A 15,810-nucleotide genomic window follows, 5' to 3' on the forward strand; every position below is an offset into this window, starting at 1 on the left:
AGAAGACTTGGGGACGGTTCAAACCGCCTCCGGGCGCCGGGCCAGCAGGGACGCCAGGCCCCGCCGTCCGGCCCGCATCATCAGGGCGTGGTTGAGCCGGAACACCGGCCGTCCGGGCAGCGCGAGCCGACGCATCAGCGGCTGCCGCACCTCGACCTCCTGCTCGTACAGCGCCCGGGTGCGCGGGCCTCCCGCCGCGGCGCCGCGCGCCCGCACGGTCCACCGCGCCCAGCCTTCGAGATCGCCGCGCAGGGCCACCTCCAGGACTCCCCGCCCGGGGTCGCGCCGCAGCCGGGTCGCGGTGACGTGGAGGGAGTAGGGCAGCATCGACCGGATGGTCGCGGTGCCGCTGCGCTCGTCGAGCTCCTCGACCCGGCGGATCTGGGGCCACCAGTCCGGGTACTCGCCGGGCAGTTCCAGTACGGCGAAGACCCGCGCGGGCGGGGCGTCGAGGTCCCACACGCTGCGGAAGCGGTAGCGGTTCCAGCGGTCCCAGTGGCTGCGGTCCATGGATCCAGTGTGGCGCTCGGCGGTTCCGCACGGGGCCGGTTCGCGTACTCAGGGCACATCTGAGTACGTACGCCCATGTCCTGACCGCGTGACCGGCGCCACACTCCGGATATGCACACGCCCATGCCGCCGGCCGAGGAGCTGGCGCTCATCGACCGCGAGTTGGCCCGACTCGACTCCCACCGCCAGTACTTGCTGGCCCGCCGGGACTGGCTGTTGCGCCTTCTGCACGCGGCCGGGCCGACGCCCTCGCCGGCCGCCGCTCCCGGTTTCGCTCCGGGGTTCGCTCCGCCGGCCGGCCCCGCGAAGGACGCCTCGGCGCCGAGTGCGCAGAACGTGCTGCTGACCCTGGGCGCCGTCCTGCTGGCCGTGGCCGCGCTGGCGTTCACGCTCGTGAGCTGGGGCTCGCTCGGGATCGCCGGCCGCTCCGCGGTGCTGGGCGTGGTGACCGCCGTGGCGCTGGCGGCGCCCGTGCCGCTGCTGCGCCGCGGGCTGCGGTCGACGGCGGAGTCCGTCGCCGCGGTGGGGCTGCTGCTGACGGTGCTGGACGCGTACGCGCTGTACGTCGTCGCCGCGCCGGACGTCGACCCCCGGGCCTACGCGGCCGGGGCCGCCGCGGTGCTGGCGGCGGCGTGGGCCGGGTACGGGGCGGCCCTGCGCGGGCTGCGGATCCCGGTGCCCGCCTCGGTACTGGCCGCGCAGCTCCCGCTGCCGCTGGCGGCCCTGGCCCTGCAGGCGGGCCCGCAGGCGCTCGCCTGGGCACTGCTGGTGACGGCCGCGCTGGACGCGGCGCTCGCGCTGCGGCTGCGGTGGGCGGCGCTGCCGGCGGCCGTACCGGGTGCCGGTGCGCTGCTGACGGGGGTCTCCGAGTCCTGGTCGGCGGCTTCGGCGTCCGACGCCCTGGCCCCGGCCGCGCTGCTGCTGGCGGGCGCGGCCCTCGGGGTGGCGGCGGCCTGGCGGGAGCCGCGCGCCCGGGCGGCGGCCCTGGTCGGCGGTCTGGCCGCGGTGGCGGCGCTGGGGGGTGTGGCCCGGCCGGAGCTTTCCCCCGCCTGGGCGGTGGTGGCGTACCTGCCGGCGGCACTGGCCCTGTCGGCGACCGTACGGGTCCACGCGCTCCCGGCGGCGGTCCGCCACGGACTCGCCCGGGCCGGGGCGGGTGTGGCCGCACTGGCGGCGCTGCTGTCCGCGGCGCCGGTCGCCGCGACCCTGGGCTCCCGGGTCCGGGTCCTGGCGGAGGTGTGGGCCGGGACGACCCCGGACGCCGGTCCGTCCGGGGCGGGCGTGGCGCCCGCGGTGGCGCTGCTGCTGACGGCGGGGGCCGCCTGGTGGCTGTCGCGGGCGCTGTCCCGGCCCGAGCCGGCGGCCGTGGCGGCGGTCCTCGCGTGGGCGGGTCTGTTCACGGTCCCCGTCCTGCTCGGCCTGCCGCCGGCGGCGGTGTTCGCCGTCCAGCTGGCGGTGACGGGCGCGGCCGGGACGATCGCGCTGCGGGCCCCGGTCCGGGCGACCGGGATCGCGGCGGGCGCCTGCGCCCTGCTCGGGGCCCTGAACGTGTCCCTGGGCGCGCTGGACGGCCGTACGTCGACCTTCGCGGTGTGGGGGCTGCTGGGCGTGCTCGGCGCGGCTGGGGCGGCGTACGGGCCCGCCCCCCGCCCGGCCCGCGCCGGGGCGGCGGTCTGCGTCGTCGGCCATGCCACGGGGCTGCTGGTGGCCTCGGCCGCGCTGACGGACCTGGCGGTGGTGTGGTGGGCGCTGCCGGTGCTCGCGGTCCCTGCGACGGTGGCCGCGCTCGGCCCCCGGCTGGGCGGCGTACGGCTGCCCGTGGAGATCGCGGCGGGTGTGGCGGGCGCCGTGGCGGTGGCCCTGTCGGCCGGGCGGGCCGGGAACCTGGCTCTGGTCCTGGCACTGCTCGGGGTGGTCTGCGCGGGGGCGGCGGTGCGGCCGGAGCGGCGCGTACCGGGCTGGGCGGCGGGGGCGCTGTTCGTGGCGGCGACCTGGGTCCGGCTGGCGGAGGTCGGGGTCACGGCGCCCGAGGCCTACGGCCTGCCGGTGACGATCCCGGCCCTGGCGGTGGGCGTGCTGCGGCGCCGCAGGGATCCCGCGAGCTCGTCCTGGACGGCGTACGGCCCCGGGCTGTCGGCGACGCTGCTGCCGAGCCTGGTGGCGGCCTGGGCGGACCCGGAGTGGCTGCGCCCGCTGCTGCTGGGGTCGGCGGCCCTGGCGGTGACCCTCACGGGGGCCCGGCGGCGGCTCCAGGCGCCGCTGCTGCTGGGCGGCGCGGTGCTTGCGGTGGTGGCGCTGCACGAGCTGGCCCCGTACGTGGTGCAGGTGGCGGGGGCGCTGCCGCGCTGGGTGCCGCCGGCGATGGCGGGAGTGCTGCTGCTGGCGGTGGGCGCGACGTACGAGAGGCGGCTGCGCGACGCGCGCCGGCTGCGGGACGCGATCGGCCGGCTCGCCTGACCGGGCGGGCCCGACCCCCGGCGGGCGGGCGGGAAACGCCCGAGGCCCGGAGACTGTGAAGTCTCCGGGCCTCGGGTCCGGGTGGGCGATACTGGGTTCGAACCAGTGACCCCTTCGGTGTGAACGAAGTGCTCTCCCACTGAGCTAATCGCCCGGACGCACCGCAAACATTACCGCATGTCAGCGGTGCTCCTTGACCATCACTGGTCCTTGATGTTCCACGGCAGGACGAGCCCGTACTTCCACAGGTAGAAGCCGATCAGCGCGCCCGCGATGACGAGGCCGACGCTGGTCAGGATGATGTTGCGGCGGCGGACCTTCGGGTCGAGCGCCTTCTGTGCGGCCTCGGTCACCTTGCGCTTGGTCCAGCGCAGCACGAGGTGGGCCCAGGCGAACTCGGTGGCCCAGATCGCCAGGCCCGCGAAGATCGCCACCCAGCCGGGGCCGGGCAGCACGAGCATCGCGATGCCCGCGCCGATGACGGCCAGGCCGACGACGAAGACGCCGACCTGCCAGCTCAGGTGCAGGCTGCGGTTGGCCTTGATGAAGGCGGGCGCCTTCGACACGTGCGGCGTCTCTTCGTCGGCTGCGCCTTCGGCGGCTGCGCCGGCTCCGGTCGCCTCGGCGGGCTCGCTCGTCCCGCGGTCACTCCCCGTATTCATGCGTTGAATCTACCCGAGTGTCGAGCACACATGAACGGTGCTTTGGATCCGCCGTCCGAGGGACCCAGAGGTCCGCAAAACGGTCAGAGGGGTTTACAACGGCACCGTAGGTGGCATGTCGATTTCGCCGACGTGCGAATCCCCGAGCGCACACTGAGCGAAAGGCCCTGGCGCTTATGAACACCACGGTCAGCTGCGAGCTGCACCTGCGCCTCGTTGTGTCGAGCGAGTCCTCACTGCCTGTACCCGCGGGCCTGCGGTATGACACGGCCGACCCCTACGCCGTGCACGCCACCTTCCACACCGGCGCCGAGGAGACGGTCGAATGGGTGTTCGCCCGCGACCTCCTCGCAGAGGGCCTTCACCGGCCCACCGGAACCGGAGACGTCCGCGTCTGGCCGTCCCGCAGCCACGGTCAGGGGGTCGTCTGCATCGCCCTGAGCTCACCGGAGGGAGAAGCACTGCTCGAAGCACCCGCCCGAGCACTGGAGTCATTCCTCAAGCGGACGGATGCCGCGGTCCCGCCCGGGACCGAACACCGGCACTTCGACCTCGACAAGGAGCTCTCCCACATCCTGGCCGAAAGCTGAGCCAGCTCCGACGAGCACCTGACCGCGCGACACCGTCCGACTCGGGGCGACGGTGTGTGCCGGACAACCACATACGACGTACCGGCGCTGTCCCCGCGGGAGCCACCCGCGTGGGCGGCGCCGCTGCGCGTCCGGGGCCATGAGCCCGGCCCGGTCCGCCGGGCGCCCCCTTTTGGAGGAACCCGCTAGAGTCGGCCCCCAGCGGCGGCACAGGTCGCCGCCGCAGGCCCGGCCCTTGAGGGAGACCACCGTGCAGATCCCCCACGACACCCGTCGCGCACTCGACGTCGTCGTCGCGCTGGTGAACACATCGGCCGAGGCGAACCAGCCCGACGCGCTCTCGGACCTCGGCGCGCTGCGCGCCTTCGTCCAGGAGTACTCGATCAGCGACGTCGGCGAACTCGGCTCCGGCGACCTCGCGGGCGTGCGCACGGTGCGCGGCAAGTTCGCGCAGGTCTTCGCCGCGACGGAGCCCCGCGCCGCGTCCGCGCTGATCAACGAGCTGGTGGCGACGGCGGGCACCACCCCGCAGCTGACCGACCACGACGGCTACGACTGGCACGTGCACTACTTCGCACCGGGCGCCTCGGTGGGTGACCACCTGGCGGCGGACGGCGGCATGGCCCTGGCCTTCATCGTGGTCTCCGGCGAGCAGGAGCGCCTGCGCCGCTGCGAGGCCCCGGACTGCCGGCGCGCCTTCGTGGACCTCTCCCGGAACCGCTCCCGACGCTACTGCGACAGCCGGACCTGCGGGAACCGACTGCACGTCGCGGCGTACCGGGCTCGTCGCAAGGGGGCCGACGCGGGTCCGTCAGAGCAGGAAGAGATCGTGTACGGCGGCCAGCAGCAGCAGGACGCCGATCACGGCTAGGAAGATCATCAGGGGCGGCTGGGACAGGGCGAAGAGGCAGCCTCTCGGCTCCTCGGCAACGGAGGCGGGGGCCGGAGCGGGAACCGTCGGCTCACCCTGCGATGTCTCGAGCATGTCGGGGCGATGATGGCGCAGCCCACCGTCGAGGCCGGTCCAACACGCCAATTTTCGTGCGGGAGTTCGCCCGATCTCGTGGATCGGATCGGGATCCCGGGACCTCGGCTCAGATGCCGTGCTTCTTGAGGATCGCCTCGATGTCCGAGAAGTCGTCCCCGGCGGCGGCCGGGGCCTGCGGCTTCTGGGCACCGGCGCTCCGACCGGAACCGAGCGAGGGCGCCGAGGCGTCCGGGGCGATGGCCTCGGGGGCGCGTCCGGCCTTCTTGCCCACCCCCCGGCGCTCGACGGCGCGGGTGGTGAACAGGAGCAGCCAGGCCAGCCCGAGCAGCCCGAAACCGATCCAGACGGTCGGGTTGAAGGCGATCCCGGACACCCACTCCACCAGGCCCGTCATCACGAGGGCGACCGGCACCAGCGAGTACGCGGCGATCCTCGTGGCGGCCAGGAACCGCTTGCGGTAGGCGGTCACCGCGGCGATGCCCAGCCCCGCCGCGGACACCGCGGAACAAATGGTCTCGGCGAGCATGCGGTCCTCCGGCTGTTCGACGGCTGGGCGATCTGTCCCCATCCATCCTGCACCGGCCGTCACCCCCGCGGCCAGGCCCGGGGCGGCCGCCGGGCGGATCTCCGGGACATCTCGGGGTCGCTCCTCATCCCTGGGGAGTGGGTGCGGGGGAACGGGCGCCCCCGGGGGCTGGGAGACTGGGGGACATGACCGATTCCGTGATCCTCGACGTCTGGTGCGAACTCCAGTGCCCGGACTGCCACAGCGCGCTGGACGACGTGCGCGCCCTGCGGGCCCGCTACGGCGACCGGCTGGACATCCGGCTGCGCCACTTCCCGCTGGAGAAGCACAAGCACGCCTTCGCCGCGGCGCAGGCCGCCGAGGAGGCCCTGGAGCAGGGGAAAGGCTGGGCGTACGCGGAGGCCGTACTGGCCAGGACCGCGGAGCTGACCGAGCGCGGCGAGTCGGTGCTGCTGGATGTGGCGCGTGAACTGGGCCTGGACGCCGAGGAGTTCGACACCGCGCTGATCGACGGCCGGCACATCCTGATCGTCGACGCCGACCAGGCCGAGGGCAAGGCGATCGGCGTGACCGGCACCCCGACGTACGTGATCGACGGCGAGCGCCTCGACGGCGGCAAGAGCCAGGAGGGCCTGCGCGCCCGCATCGAGGAGATCGCCGACCGCCTGCTGGCCGAGTCGGCCTGACAGGCCCAACCGGCCTAGATCAGCTCTTTCCGCGCGTTCACCGTGCTGTCCCGGTAGCCGAGTGACGTGTAGAGGTGCCGGGCCGGGGTGTTGTCCTCGTGGACGTGCAGCGCCAGGAGACGGGCGCCCGAGGCCAGGGCGGCGTGCTCGGCCAGCAGCATGAGGGTCCGGCCGTGCCCGCGCCCTCGGTGTTCGGTGGCCACCTCCACGTCCCAGACGTACGGAACGGGCCCCACGGCCGGCAGGTCGCGCTCCCCCACCCACAGGGTGCCGAGGACGGTCCCGTCCGGCGCCTGGAGGACGAGGAAGGCCGCGCCGGGGGTGTCCCGCCCGGCCGGCAGCAGTTCGGCGTGCTCCCCGCGGGAGGCGTCCAGGGCCTGCTCGGCCGTCACACCCGGGCCGGCGAGGTGGCGGCTGTACTCGACGACGGCCCGCTCCTGCCAGGCCTCGTACTCGGGCCCGGTCATCGGGCGGCCGGCGACGTCCGGCGGGAGCGCGGGCGGCAGTTGCGGCAGTTCCTTGACCTGGACGCGGCCGGTCACCCGATAGCCGAGGGTCTCGGCCATCCGCAGCGCCGGCCCCGCGTCGGCGGGCACCGATACGGCGATGCCCGTGCAACCCCAGGAACGCAGCACTTCCTCGGCGGCGAGGGCCGCGACGGTGGCGCGCCCGCGCCGCCGGTCCGGCTCGTCGATCCACAGCGCCCTGATCACACCGGTGCGGGGCTGAGCGGCCGAACGGGTGGCCAGTTCGACGCTGCCCACGCGCCGGCTGTTCACCCGCACTTCGTAGACCCGGGAACGGGTTCCGTCACTGTTGCGCTGGAGCGGCTGCGCGGGCCGCAGGGTAGTGGTCATCACTTGGTGTTCTACCTGCCCCGCGGGCCCGCGTCACCGGGATTCACGGATCGAGATCCGCGCCGGCCTTCGCGTCGAAGATCCGCATGGCCTCGGTCGTGACCGGGCCGGGGGCCGTGCCCAGCTCGCGCGCGTCGATCCGTACGACCGCCTGGACGTCGCGCAGCGAGGAGGTCAGGAAGACCTCCTCGGCCTGCTCCAGGACCTCGACGGGCAGGTCGGTCTCCTTGGCACCGGACCATTCCACGACGAGGGCGCGGGTGATGCCGGCCAGGCAGCCGGAGGCCAGGGGCGGGGTGTGCAGCTGCCCGTCGAGGACGACGAAGACGTTGGAGCCGGTGCCCTCGCAGAGCCGGCCGACGGTGTTGGCGAGGAGGGCCTCGGAGGCGCCGGCGCGGTGGGCGGCGGCCAGCGCCACGACGTTCTCCGCGTACGAGGTGCTCTTGAGGCCGGCGACCGCGGAGCGCTCGTTGCGGACCCAGGGCACCGTGACGACGGCCGTGGTGTCGGGGCGGCGCACGGACTCGGCGAGGGCCACGATCAGGGTCGGGCCGCCGTCTCCGCGGTCCGAGCCGAGCGGGGAGACGCCGCCGGTGTAGGTGACGCGCAGCCGCCCGTGTTCCACCGGGTTGGCTTCGAGCACGGCGGCGCAGGCGCGGCGCACCTCGTCGTGGTCGGGGTCGGGCAGGCCGAGGCCGCGGGCCGAGCGGGTCAGCCGCTCGAGGTGGCGGGTGAGCGCGAAGGCGCGGCCCCGCTCCGCTTTCAGCGTCTCGAAGACGCCGTCCCCCACGGTCAGCCCGTGGTCGAAGACGGACACCTTCGCGCTGTCCACGTCCCGAAGTGCTCCGTCGAGCCAGATGCTCACCGTGCGGCCCCTCTCACGATCCCGTTCGGCCTGTCGCCTGATGCGCCCCCGACGCTACCCGGAGCAGCCGGGCGGCCTTGAGCTCGGTCTCCGCCCATTCGCGGTCGGGGTCGGAGCCCCAGGTGATGCCGGCTCCGGTGCCGAAGCGCAGGCGCGGCCCGCCGGGGGCTTCTCGGTCGATCCAGAAGGTGCGGATGCCGACGGCGAGCTCGGCGGTGCCCCGGTCGGCGTCGACCCAGCCGATCCCACCGCAGTACGGGCCCCTGGGGACGGTCTCCAGGGCCTCGATGATGCGCAGGGCGGAGGACTTGGGGGCGCCGGTGACGGAGCCGGGCGGGAAGGTGGCCGCGAGGAGCTCGGGCCAGCCCGCGCCGTCGGCGAGTTCCCCGCTGACGGTGGAGACGAGGTGGACCAGGCCCGGGTGCTCCTCGACGGCGCACAGCTCGGGGACGGTGACCGAGCCGGTGGCGCAGACCCGGCCGAGGTCGTTGCGCACGAGGTCCACGATCATCACGTTCTCTGCGTGGTCCTTGGGGAGCAGGTCGGCCGCGGTGCGGCCGGTGCCCTTGATGGGGCCGGACTCGACGTGGCGGCCGGCCCGGCGCAGGAACAGCTCCGGGGAGGCGGTGGCGATCTCCACGCCGTGCGCGGGCAGCCGAATCGTTCCTGCGTAGGGAGCCGGGTTCCCGCGCGCCAGGAGCGCCGTGAGGGCGTCGACGTCCGCGCCCTCGGGATCGGGCAGCGGTGCGGACATCACGCGGCAGAGGTTGGCCTGGTAGACCTCGCCGGCCGCGATGTGCTCGCGAATGCGGCGGACGCCCGCCACGTACGCGGCGCGGTCCAGGGAGGAGGTCCACTGGTCGGCGGAGGGGCCGCGCCAGGCGCCGGGGACGGGCGAGGGGACGGGGTCAGGGCGTATGTCCCCGAAGCGCGCGCAGACGAGCCGCCCTTCGAAGTCGGCGGCCACCGCCCAGAAGCCGGTGGAGTCGAGGGCACCGGGGTCGCCGGTGACGTCTCGGAGGTCGGTCGCGAGGAGGCCGCCGAAGCGGGCCATGGGAGGCAGGTCGTGCACGGCTGCGAGTCTATGACCGGTGACGCGACGGCGCCGGGGAGGTGACGGTCGCGTGACCGCTGGTGATCGAGCGGCAGCACGCTGCGGAAACGCGTTTTTGAGCTGGCCCGGGAATCCGCTAGAGTTCAACACGTCGCCAGGGAGCGAAGGGGAAAAACCCCGGAGCGAACACGGTGACCTGCGGACGTAGCTCAGTTGGTAGAGCACCACCTTGCCAAGGTGGATGTCGCGAGTTCGAGTCTCGTCGTCCGCTCGAAGTGGGGGTCTTCTTCCCGAGAACCCCTGCAGCTCCATGGTGGAGTGGCCGAGAGGCGAGGCAACGGCCTGCAAAGCCGTCTACACGGGTTCAAATCCCGTCTCCACCTCCAAGGACGATTAGCTCAGCGGGAGAGCGCTTCCCTGACACGGAAGAGGTCACTGGTTCAATCCCAGTATCGTCCACTGGTCCGCAAGGATCCCCGCGCGATTAGCTCAGCGGGAGAGCGCTTCCCTGACACGGAAGAGGTCACTGGTTCAATCCCAGTATCGCGCACGCAGTACCATGGAACACCTGCTTGACCTGCGGCTTTCCAGCCGTGGTGCCCGCGCGATTAGCTCAGCGGGAGAGCGCTTCCCTGACACGGAAGAGGTCACTGGTTCAATCCCAGTATCGCGCACCATCCGGAAGCCCCGGCCGTCTCGACGGCCGGGGCTTCCGCGTTCACCGGTTGCGCGTCAGGAGGAGAAGAGCATCCGGCCGAATCCGCCGCGGTGGTGGTGGCCGTGACCGTGACCGTGGCCTCCGTGGTGCGGGGCGCCCCAGGCGGGGGCGGCGGCCACGTGCTGGGGCGGGTACGGGGCGGGCGGTGCGGCGGGCGGCGGGACCTGGCCGTACTGCTGGGCGGTGTACTGGGATTCCAGGCGGGTCAGCGCCTCCAGCTCGCCGTAGTCGAGGAAGATGCCGCGACAGCCGCTGCACTGCTCTATCTGGACACCGTTGCGGTTGTAGGTGTGCATCATCGCGTGACACTTCGGACACTGCATGGGCGGTTCAACTCCTCGGCGTGGACGTGGCCACCGGATGACCGGATGCGTGCCCGGTGGCGCGGAGCTCACCCTACGACGGAAGCTCTCGTTCCAAGTCGGCCGGGAGCGCCGCTATTCGGCCGCAGGCGTCCACCATCAGCCGCTCCCCCTCGTCGAGCCGGCGCCGCCCCTCCGCCGCCTTGGCCAGCGCCAGGGCCGCGGTCTGGACGGTGAGCGCACGGGCGGCGAGGTCGAGTTCCGGCCAGGGATCGGTGCCGGGCGGGCCCGCGGCCGGGCCGCCGGCGGCGCGGTAGGCGTCGAGGAAGCGCTGCCAGGCCCCCGGGTCGAGCAGCCCGGCGGCGAACCACGCCGCCGGGCGGCCCAGGTCCCAGGTCGGGGTGCCGAGCCCGAGGTCGTCCACGTCGATGAGGAACCAGGGGCCCTGAGGGGCGGGGTACCGGACCAGCTGCCCCAGGTGCAGGTCGCCGTGGCACAGCGTTCCGCCGGGCGGCGCCTGCGCCTCCCCGCGCGCCCAGGCAGGGAGCGTCGCCGCGGCGGCCCGCACGGAGCGCACCTCGCCCGGGTCCGGGCCCGCGGGCAGTTTCTCCGCCCTCCGCAGGCGGTCCAGGGCGCGGGCGAGCTTGGTGGGGCCGCGCATCGGCGGCAGCGGGCCGGGGAGGGCGGCGAGCGGTGTCCGGTGGAGGGCCGCGAGGAGCGCGGCGGTCGCCTCCCAGGGGGCCTCCTCGGGGCGCTGCGGGTCGACGGGGGCACCGTACGGCCACAGGGAGACGGGCCGGTCCTGCACCCTGCCGGGCACGGGGAGCAGCGGGGGCAGCAGTACGCCGCCCAGTGCCTGGTGACCGGCGATCCGCAGGCGTACGGCGAGGGCCTCGTGGTCGGCGTCCCCGGCATGGGCCTTGGCCACGACCTCCCCGCAGCGCACCACGGTGCCGTCGTCCCGGTCCGCGAGGAGGGCGTACGGGAGCGGCTGGGCGGTACAGGCGGCGAGTGCCTCGGGCAGCGAGTCGGTCATGGGAACCCCGGGGTGGCTGGTGCAACAGCGGCCTCCTGGGGATCGTACGCCGGGCCGGCCGGATCGGGGCCGGACGAAGGGCATGAAAAAGGGTGCTGCCCGTCCGACTCCCCAGTCGTACGGGCAGCACCCTTCACCTGCCGTCCGTCGTCGCTCCCCCGTCCCCACGGGGTTCGACAGACCGATGTCCCGGTCCGGGCCGCTCTCCCGGACCCGGGGCGCCGCTCAGCGCCCCAGCATCACGCCAACGGACGACGCCTGTGCCGCCACCTGGTCGAAGCCTCCGAAGAGGAAGAGCAGGAGGGCGGCCAGGGGGAGGACCATGGCCGCGGCCACCAGAGGATGGCGCCTACCGGACTCGTGGCTGTTGAACGCGAAGGCCTTGCGTCCCTGCCGTGCGATGTCCGCCATGATCCTCTCCCTGTCGATTCGGCAGCGGCGGGCTTCGACCTCGGGGGACGAGAGCACTTGCCCGCCGCTTGACCTCAACACTAGGCGCGCGGGGGTCCCGTGGCCTCATGCCCTCGTACCCTTTGGCGGGCCTCCAGGAGGATGACGGGCCGTGCCCGGTGTACTCCCCTGGGTGGAGACCGTCCCCCGTAAGTGGGGGACTTCCCGGAGGGGATGACCGGAGCGTAGTGACTTCGCTCACTTCCGTCACTCCCTGCACACGGATGTCCGCCCATCGACCCTCGGCAAGATCGACTCGGTGCGGGGGTCGCGCGGGTGCGCCCCGGCGGAGCGGGATGCACCCGGGCGGCCGGTCCGCGCCCCCAATCCCCTTGGTCCACAAGCCGTTTGGAAACGCGCCGGACCGGGCGGCCGGGTCGGGGCGGACTCCCTGAGGATCCCTCAAGTGTGTTGTGCCGTACTGACGATCGAATCTCCCGGCGAGGGCGCGGCCTCTGAGCACGCATGCCGGATGGTCCGTAAGCTGTGCCACGTCAACAGGACGACCGGCCAGCGGGGTGGACATGGCGATGATGCGGCTCCGGCGCGAGGACCCGCGTGTCGTCGGCTCGTTCAGGCTGCACCGACGGCTCGGCGCCGGCGGCATGGGTGTGGTCTACCTGGGATCGGACCGGCGGGGGCAGCGCGTCGCGCTCAAGGTGATCCGGCCCGATCTGGCCGAGGACCAGGAGTTCCGCTCCCGGTTCGCCCGCGAGGTGTCCGCCGCCCGGCGGATCCGCGGCGGGTGCACGGCACGGCTGGTGGCGGCGGACCTGGAGGCCGAGCGGCCCTGGTTCGCCACGCAGTACGTCCCCGGGCCCTCGCTGCACGACAAGGTGGCCGAGGAAGGCCCCCTCACGGCCTCGCAGATCGCGGCGATCGGCGCCGCCCTGTCCGAGGGCCTGGTCGCCGTGCACGAGGCGGGGGTCGTCCACCGCGACCTCAAGCCCTCGAACATCCTTCTCTCCCCCAAGGGCCCGCGGATCATCGACTTCGGGATCGCGTGGGCCACCGGGGCGAGCACGCTCACCCATGTGGGCACCGCCGTCGGCTCCCCCGGCTTCCTCGCGCCCGAGCAGGTGCGCGGAGCCGCCGTGACCCCCGCGACCGACGTCTTCGCCCTCGGCGCCACCCTGGCCTACGCGGCGACCGCCGACTCGCCCTTCGGGCACGGCAGTTCCGAGGTCATGCTGTACCGGGTGGTGCACGAGGAGCCCCACCTGCACGGGGTCCCGGACGCGCTCGCGCCGCTCGTACAGGCCTGCCTGGCCAAGGATCCCGAGGACCGGCCCAGCACGCTCCAGCTGTCGATGCGGCTCAAGGAGATCGCGGCCCGCGAGGCCCAGGGGCTCTCCGAGACCCGACCGCCGGCCCAGCGCGCCCGGACCGACCGGACCGACCGACCGACGGGACTGCTCCCCGAGCCCGCCGAACCGTACGCCGACCAGCGCGCGGAACGCCGCACGGGGGGCGGCACCATGCCCCGGGGCAAGGGCGGGGTCCCGAGCGGACCGCACTCGCGGCCCTCGTCCTCCCGCCACCCGCAGGGCTCCGGCGGCCCGTCCTCGCGGCCGACCTCGGGACGCACGGGGGGCCGCCCGGCGCCCCGGACCACCGGGACGGGGCGGCGCCCTTCGCGGCCGGACCCGCGGTTGATGCGGCAGCGGCTGATCGTGTTCGTCGTGGTGACGCTGATCGTCGCGCTGGGCATCGCCGCCGCCCAGAAGCTGTAGCGGAGCCGCCCGCCTAGGAGCGGCCGCCGGCCACCGCGTAGAAGGCGACGGCGGCAGCGGCGCCGACGTTCAGCGAGTCCACGCCGTGCGCCATGGGGATCCGTACCCACTCGTCGGCCGCGACCAGCGCCTGTGTGGACAGGCCGTCGCCCTCCGCGCCGAGCATCAGCGCGACCCGCTCCAGGGAGTGCGGAGCGGCCACGTCGATCGGCGAGGCCTTCTGGTGCGGGGTGAGCGCGAGCAGCTTGAAACCGGCCTCGCGCACCGAGTCCAGGCCCTTGGGCCAGGTGTCGAGACGGGCGTAGGGGACGGAGAAGACCGCGCCCATGGAGACCTTCACCGAGCGCCGGTAGAGCGGGTCCGCGCAGTCCGGCGACAGCAGCACCGCGTCCATGCCGAGGGCGGCGGCGCTACGGAAGATGGCACCGATGTTGGTGTGGTCGTTGACCGCTTCCATGATGACCACGCGCCGGGTCGTGGCCAGCAGCTCGTCGGCCGTCGGCAGCGGCTTGCGCTGCATGGAGGCGAGGGCGCCGCGGTGCACGTGGTAGCCGGTGACGCGTTCGGCGAGCTCCGGGGTGACCGCGTAGACCGGGGCCGGGAGCTCGTCGATCACGTCGCGCATGACGTCGACCCACTTGGAGGAGAGCAGCATCGACCGCATCTCGTACCCGGCGTCCTTGGCACGTCTGATGACCTTCTCGCCCTCGGCGATGAAGAGGCCTTCCGCGGGCTCGCGCCGGCGCCGGAGTTCGACGTCGGTCAGGCCCGTGTAGTCGCGCAGGCGCGGGTCGTCGGGGTCTTCGACGGTGATGAGATCAGCCACAGGGTGATACTGCCTTGTCCTGGGTGCGGTGCCAACGGCCTGTCAGGCGTTGGTGGCGGGAAGCGGGTCACCGGGAGCGTTGACCCGGACGACGTCACCGATCACGATGACGGCCGGCGGACGGACCTCCTCCGCGCGGACCCGCTCGCCGACGGTGGCCAGGGTGGCGTCCACCCGTCGCTGGGCGGCGGTGGTGCCCTCCTGGACGACCGCGACCGGGGTCTGCGGCGAACGGCCGTGGCGGACCAGCGCCTCGGCGATCAGGCCGATCTTGTCGACGCCCATGAGGATGACGAGCGTGCCGGTGAGCTTGGCGAGGGAGGCCCAGTCCACGAGCGAGCGCGGGTCGTCGGGACCGACGTGGCCGCTGACCACCGTGAACTCGTGTGCGACGCCCCGGTGGGTGACCGGGATGCCGACGGCGCTCGGGACGGAGATGGAGCTGGAGATGCCCGGCACGACCGTGCAGGGGATGCCGTGCTCGGCGAGGGCCTGGAGCTCCTCCATGCCGCGGCCGAAGACGTACGGGTCACCGCCCTTGAGGCGCACCACGGCCTTGCCGGCCTTGGCATGCTCGATCAGGGCGTTGTTGATGGCCTCCTGGGCCATGTAGCGGCCGTACGGGATCTTCGCCGCGTCGATGACCTCGACGTGCGGGGGGAGCTCGTCGAGGAGGTCGCGGGGGCCGAGCCGGTCGGCGATGACCACGTCGGCCTCGGCGAGGAGGCGGCGGCCGCGCACGGTGATGAGGTCGGGGTCGCCGGGGCCGCCGCCGACGAGCGCGACGCCGGGGGTGTGCGGGCGGGCGGCGGTCAGGGAGCCGTCGCGCAGGCCTTCCACGACGGCGTCGCGGACCGCGGCGGAACGGCGGGGGTCGTTGCCGCTCAGGACGGCGACGGTGACGCCCTCGACGCGGCCGGTGGCCGGGGTCCAGGCAGTGGCGGCGTCGGCGTCGTCGGCGCGGACGCACCAGACCCGCTCGCGCTCGGCCTCGGCGGAGGCGGCGTCGTTGGCGGCGCGGTCGCGGGTCGCGATGAGGGCGTACCAGGCACCGGCGAGGTCGCCGTCCTCGTAGCGGCGGCGCTCCCAGCGGATCTCGCCGGTCTCGGCCATGGCGTCCACGGAGGGGGTGGCGGAGGGGGAGATCAGGAGGACGTCGGCGCCGGCCGCGACGAGCGCGGGGAGGCGGCGCTGGGCGACCTGGCCGCCGCCGATGACGACGACGCGGCGGCCGGCGAGTCGGAGTCCTACGGGGTAGGCAGGGGTGTCGGCCATGGCGGATGCGGCTCCTGATGCGGCGGTGTTCTGTCTTGCCGCTGCGGCTTTGGAGCGGCGGGGGTGTGTGCGGTGCGCGGGTGCTGACGTGCGGGTTCTTGCTGCGGGTCCACCATACGGCCCGGCCGGGGCGGGGGCGCGGGGCGGGCCCTGCGGGCGGCTTGTCCCCCACCCCGCCCCTTCCCGAAACCGGGGCTCCGCCCCGGGCCCCGCTCCTCAAACGCCGGAGGGGCTGGAGATCCCGCCCGGCGGGGCTGGATGTGCGCAGCACATCC

General features: G+C 74.0%; 16 protein-coding genes, 6 tRNA genes and 1 pseudogene. 10 read left to right on the plus strand and 13 right to left on the minus strand.

All coding sequences use genetic code 11. The annotated features are described in order from the left end of the window. Positions 1-18: 18 nt before the first annotated feature. Positions 19-510 (minus strand): SRPBCC family protein, encoded by a 492-nt coding sequence (locus ACFYZL_RS37120; RefSeq protein ID WP_384752363.1) that lies wholly within the window; start codon positions 508-510, stop codon positions 19-21. Positions 511-621: 111 nt separating this feature from the next. Between ACFYZL_RS37120 and ACFYZL_RS37125 the strand changes: the two genes are divergently transcribed. Then, positions 622-2,967, plus strand: a complete 2,346-nt coding sequence (locus ACFYZL_RS37125; RefSeq protein ID WP_388685285.1) for an SCO7613 C-terminal domain-containing membrane protein — start codon at positions 622-624, stop codon at positions 2,965-2,967. An 82-nt stretch (positions 2,968-3,049) separates the two neighbouring features. On the opposite strand, the gene ACFYZL_RS37130 is transcribed toward ACFYZL_RS37125, so the two are convergent. Together ACFYZL_RS37130 and ACFYZL_RS37135 are read right to left on the minus strand one after the other, a co-directional pair. After that, positions 3,050-3,121: transfer RNA gene (locus ACFYZL_RS37130), tRNA-Val, on the minus strand. Positions 3,122-3,167: 46 nt separating this feature from the next. After that, positions 3,168-3,629 carry a TIGR02611 family protein gene (locus tag ACFYZL_RS37135; RefSeq protein WP_384756320.1) on the minus strand — a complete coding sequence of 154 codons (462 nt, stop codon included), beginning with the start codon at positions 3,627-3,629 and terminating at the stop codon, positions 3,168-3,170. A gap of 176 nt (positions 3,630-3,805) precedes the next feature. Between ACFYZL_RS37135 and ACFYZL_RS37140 the strand changes: the two genes are divergently transcribed. Both ACFYZL_RS37140 and ACFYZL_RS37145 read left to right on the plus strand, forming a co-directional pair. Further along, entirely contained in the window at positions 3,806-4,219 is a 414-nt protein-coding gene (locus ACFYZL_RS37140; RefSeq protein WP_030011909.1) for an SsgA family sporulation/cell division regulator, read from the plus strand. A gap of 250 nt (positions 4,220-4,469) precedes the next feature. Continuing rightward, complete coding sequence (locus ACFYZL_RS37145) at positions 4,470-5,090, plus strand: CGNR zinc finger domain-containing protein (protein ID WP_384756317.1); 621 nt, start codon at positions 4,470-4,472, stop codon at positions 5,088-5,090. Here ACFYZL_RS37145 and ACFYZL_RS37150 read toward each other — a convergent pair. Beyond that, on the minus strand, positions 5,031-5,204 hold the full coding sequence (locus tag ACFYZL_RS37150) for a hypothetical protein (RefSeq protein WP_384756314.1): 174 nt from the start codon (positions 5,202-5,204) through the stop codon (positions 5,031-5,033). The two genes, ACFYZL_RS37145 and ACFYZL_RS37150, sit on opposite strands and share 60 nt — an antisense overlap. Before the next feature lie 109 nt (positions 5,205-5,313). Next, positions 5,314-5,733, minus strand: coding sequence for a hypothetical protein (locus tag ACFYZL_RS37155; RefSeq protein ID WP_384756323.1), 420 nt, complete (start codon positions 5,731-5,733; stop codon positions 5,314-5,316). A gap of 185 nt (positions 5,734-5,918) precedes the next feature. Between ACFYZL_RS37155 and ACFYZL_RS37160 the strand changes: the two genes are divergently transcribed. Further along, entirely contained in the window at positions 5,919-6,419 is a 501-nt protein-coding gene (locus tag ACFYZL_RS37160) for a DsbA family protein (RefSeq protein WP_384756312.1), read from the plus strand. A 14-nt stretch (positions 6,420-6,433) separates the two neighbouring features. Here the strand turns inward: ACFYZL_RS37160 and ACFYZL_RS37165 are convergent, their stop codons facing one another. The 3 genes from ACFYZL_RS37165 to ACFYZL_RS37175 are packed head-to-tail and all read right to left on the minus strand — an operon-like array spanning position 6,434 to position 9,213. Continuing rightward, positions 6,434-7,276 (minus strand): GNAT family N-acetyltransferase, encoded by an 843-nt coding sequence (locus ACFYZL_RS37165; protein ID WP_388685290.1) that lies wholly within the window; start codon positions 7,274-7,276, stop codon positions 6,434-6,436. Between the two features lie 43 nt (positions 7,277-7,319). Then, positions 7,320-8,141 (minus strand): aminotransferase class IV, encoded by an 822-nt coding sequence (locus tag ACFYZL_RS37170; RefSeq protein WP_384756306.1) that lies wholly within the window; start codon positions 8,139-8,141, stop codon positions 7,320-7,322. Between the two features lie 13 nt (positions 8,142-8,154). Continuing rightward, positions 8,155-9,213, minus strand: a complete 1,059-nt coding sequence (locus tag ACFYZL_RS37175) for a chorismate-binding protein (RefSeq protein ID WP_384756304.1) — start codon at positions 9,211-9,213, stop codon at positions 8,155-8,157. A gap of 180 nt (positions 9,214-9,393) precedes the next feature. Between ACFYZL_RS37175 and ACFYZL_RS37180 the strand changes: the two genes are divergently transcribed. The 5 genes from ACFYZL_RS37180 (at position 9,394) to ACFYZL_RS37200 (ending at position 9,872) form a co-directional block, all read left to right on the plus strand. Then, positions 9,394-9,466 (plus strand) — tRNA-Gly (locus tag ACFYZL_RS37180). Positions 9,467-9,507: 41 nt separating this feature from the next. Then, a tRNA-Cys gene (locus ACFYZL_RS37185) sits at positions 9,508-9,581 on the plus strand. A 1-nt stretch (position 9,582) separates the two neighbouring features. After that, positions 9,583-9,654: transfer RNA gene (locus ACFYZL_RS37190), tRNA-Val, on the plus strand. Between the two features lie 19 nt (positions 9,655-9,673). Next, positions 9,674-9,745, plus strand: a tRNA-Val gene (locus tag ACFYZL_RS37195). A 52-nt stretch (positions 9,746-9,797) separates the two neighbouring features. Next, positions 9,798-9,872, plus strand: a tRNA-Val gene (locus tag ACFYZL_RS37200). Between the two features lie 55 nt (positions 9,873-9,927). On the opposite strand, the gene ACFYZL_RS37205 is transcribed toward ACFYZL_RS37200, so the two are convergent. The 3 genes from ACFYZL_RS37205 to ACFYZL_RS37215 form a co-directional block, all read right to left on the minus strand. After that, entirely contained in the window at positions 9,928-10,236 is a 309-nt protein-coding gene (locus tag ACFYZL_RS37205; protein ID WP_384588586.1) for a zf-TFIIB domain-containing protein, read from the minus strand. A gap of 73 nt (positions 10,237-10,309) precedes the next feature. Continuing rightward, entirely contained in the window at positions 10,310-11,251 is a 942-nt protein-coding gene (locus ACFYZL_RS37210) for a phosphotransferase family protein (protein ID WP_388685295.1), read from the minus strand. Between the two features lie 225 nt (positions 11,252-11,476). After that, positions 11,477-11,662 carry a hypothetical protein gene (locus ACFYZL_RS37215; protein ID WP_384596364.1) on the minus strand — a complete coding sequence of 62 codons (186 nt, stop codon included), beginning with the start codon at positions 11,660-11,662 and terminating at the stop codon, positions 11,477-11,479. 563 nt (positions 11,663-12,225) lie between these two features. On the opposite strand from ACFYZL_RS37215, the pseudogene ACFYZL_RS37220 reads away from it, so the two are divergent. Beyond that, positions 12,226-13,498: pseudogene (locus ACFYZL_RS37220) on the plus strand (serine/threonine-protein kinase); the annotation flags it as partial. On the opposite strand, the gene ACFYZL_RS37225 reads toward ACFYZL_RS37220, so the two are convergent. Further along, positions 13,448-14,260, minus strand: a complete 813-nt coding sequence (locus tag ACFYZL_RS37225) for a TrmH family RNA methyltransferase (RefSeq protein ID WP_384756297.1) — start codon at positions 14,258-14,260, stop codon at positions 13,448-13,450. The pseudogene ACFYZL_RS37220 and the gene ACFYZL_RS37225 sit on opposite strands and share 51 nt — an antisense overlap. A gap of 42 nt (positions 14,261-14,302) precedes the next feature. Then, positions 14,303-15,535, minus strand: coding sequence for a uroporphyrinogen-III C-methyltransferase (gene cobA / locus ACFYZL_RS37230; RefSeq protein ID WP_384596373.1), 1,233 nt, complete (start codon positions 15,533-15,535; stop codon positions 14,303-14,305). Positions 15,536-15,810: the final 275 nt, after the last annotated feature.

Origin of the sequence: Streptomyces sp. NPDC001717, assembly GCF_042892775.1 — a bacterium.
Classification (GTDB): Bacteria; Actinomycetota; Actinomycetes; order Streptomycetales; family Streptomycetaceae; genus Streptomyces.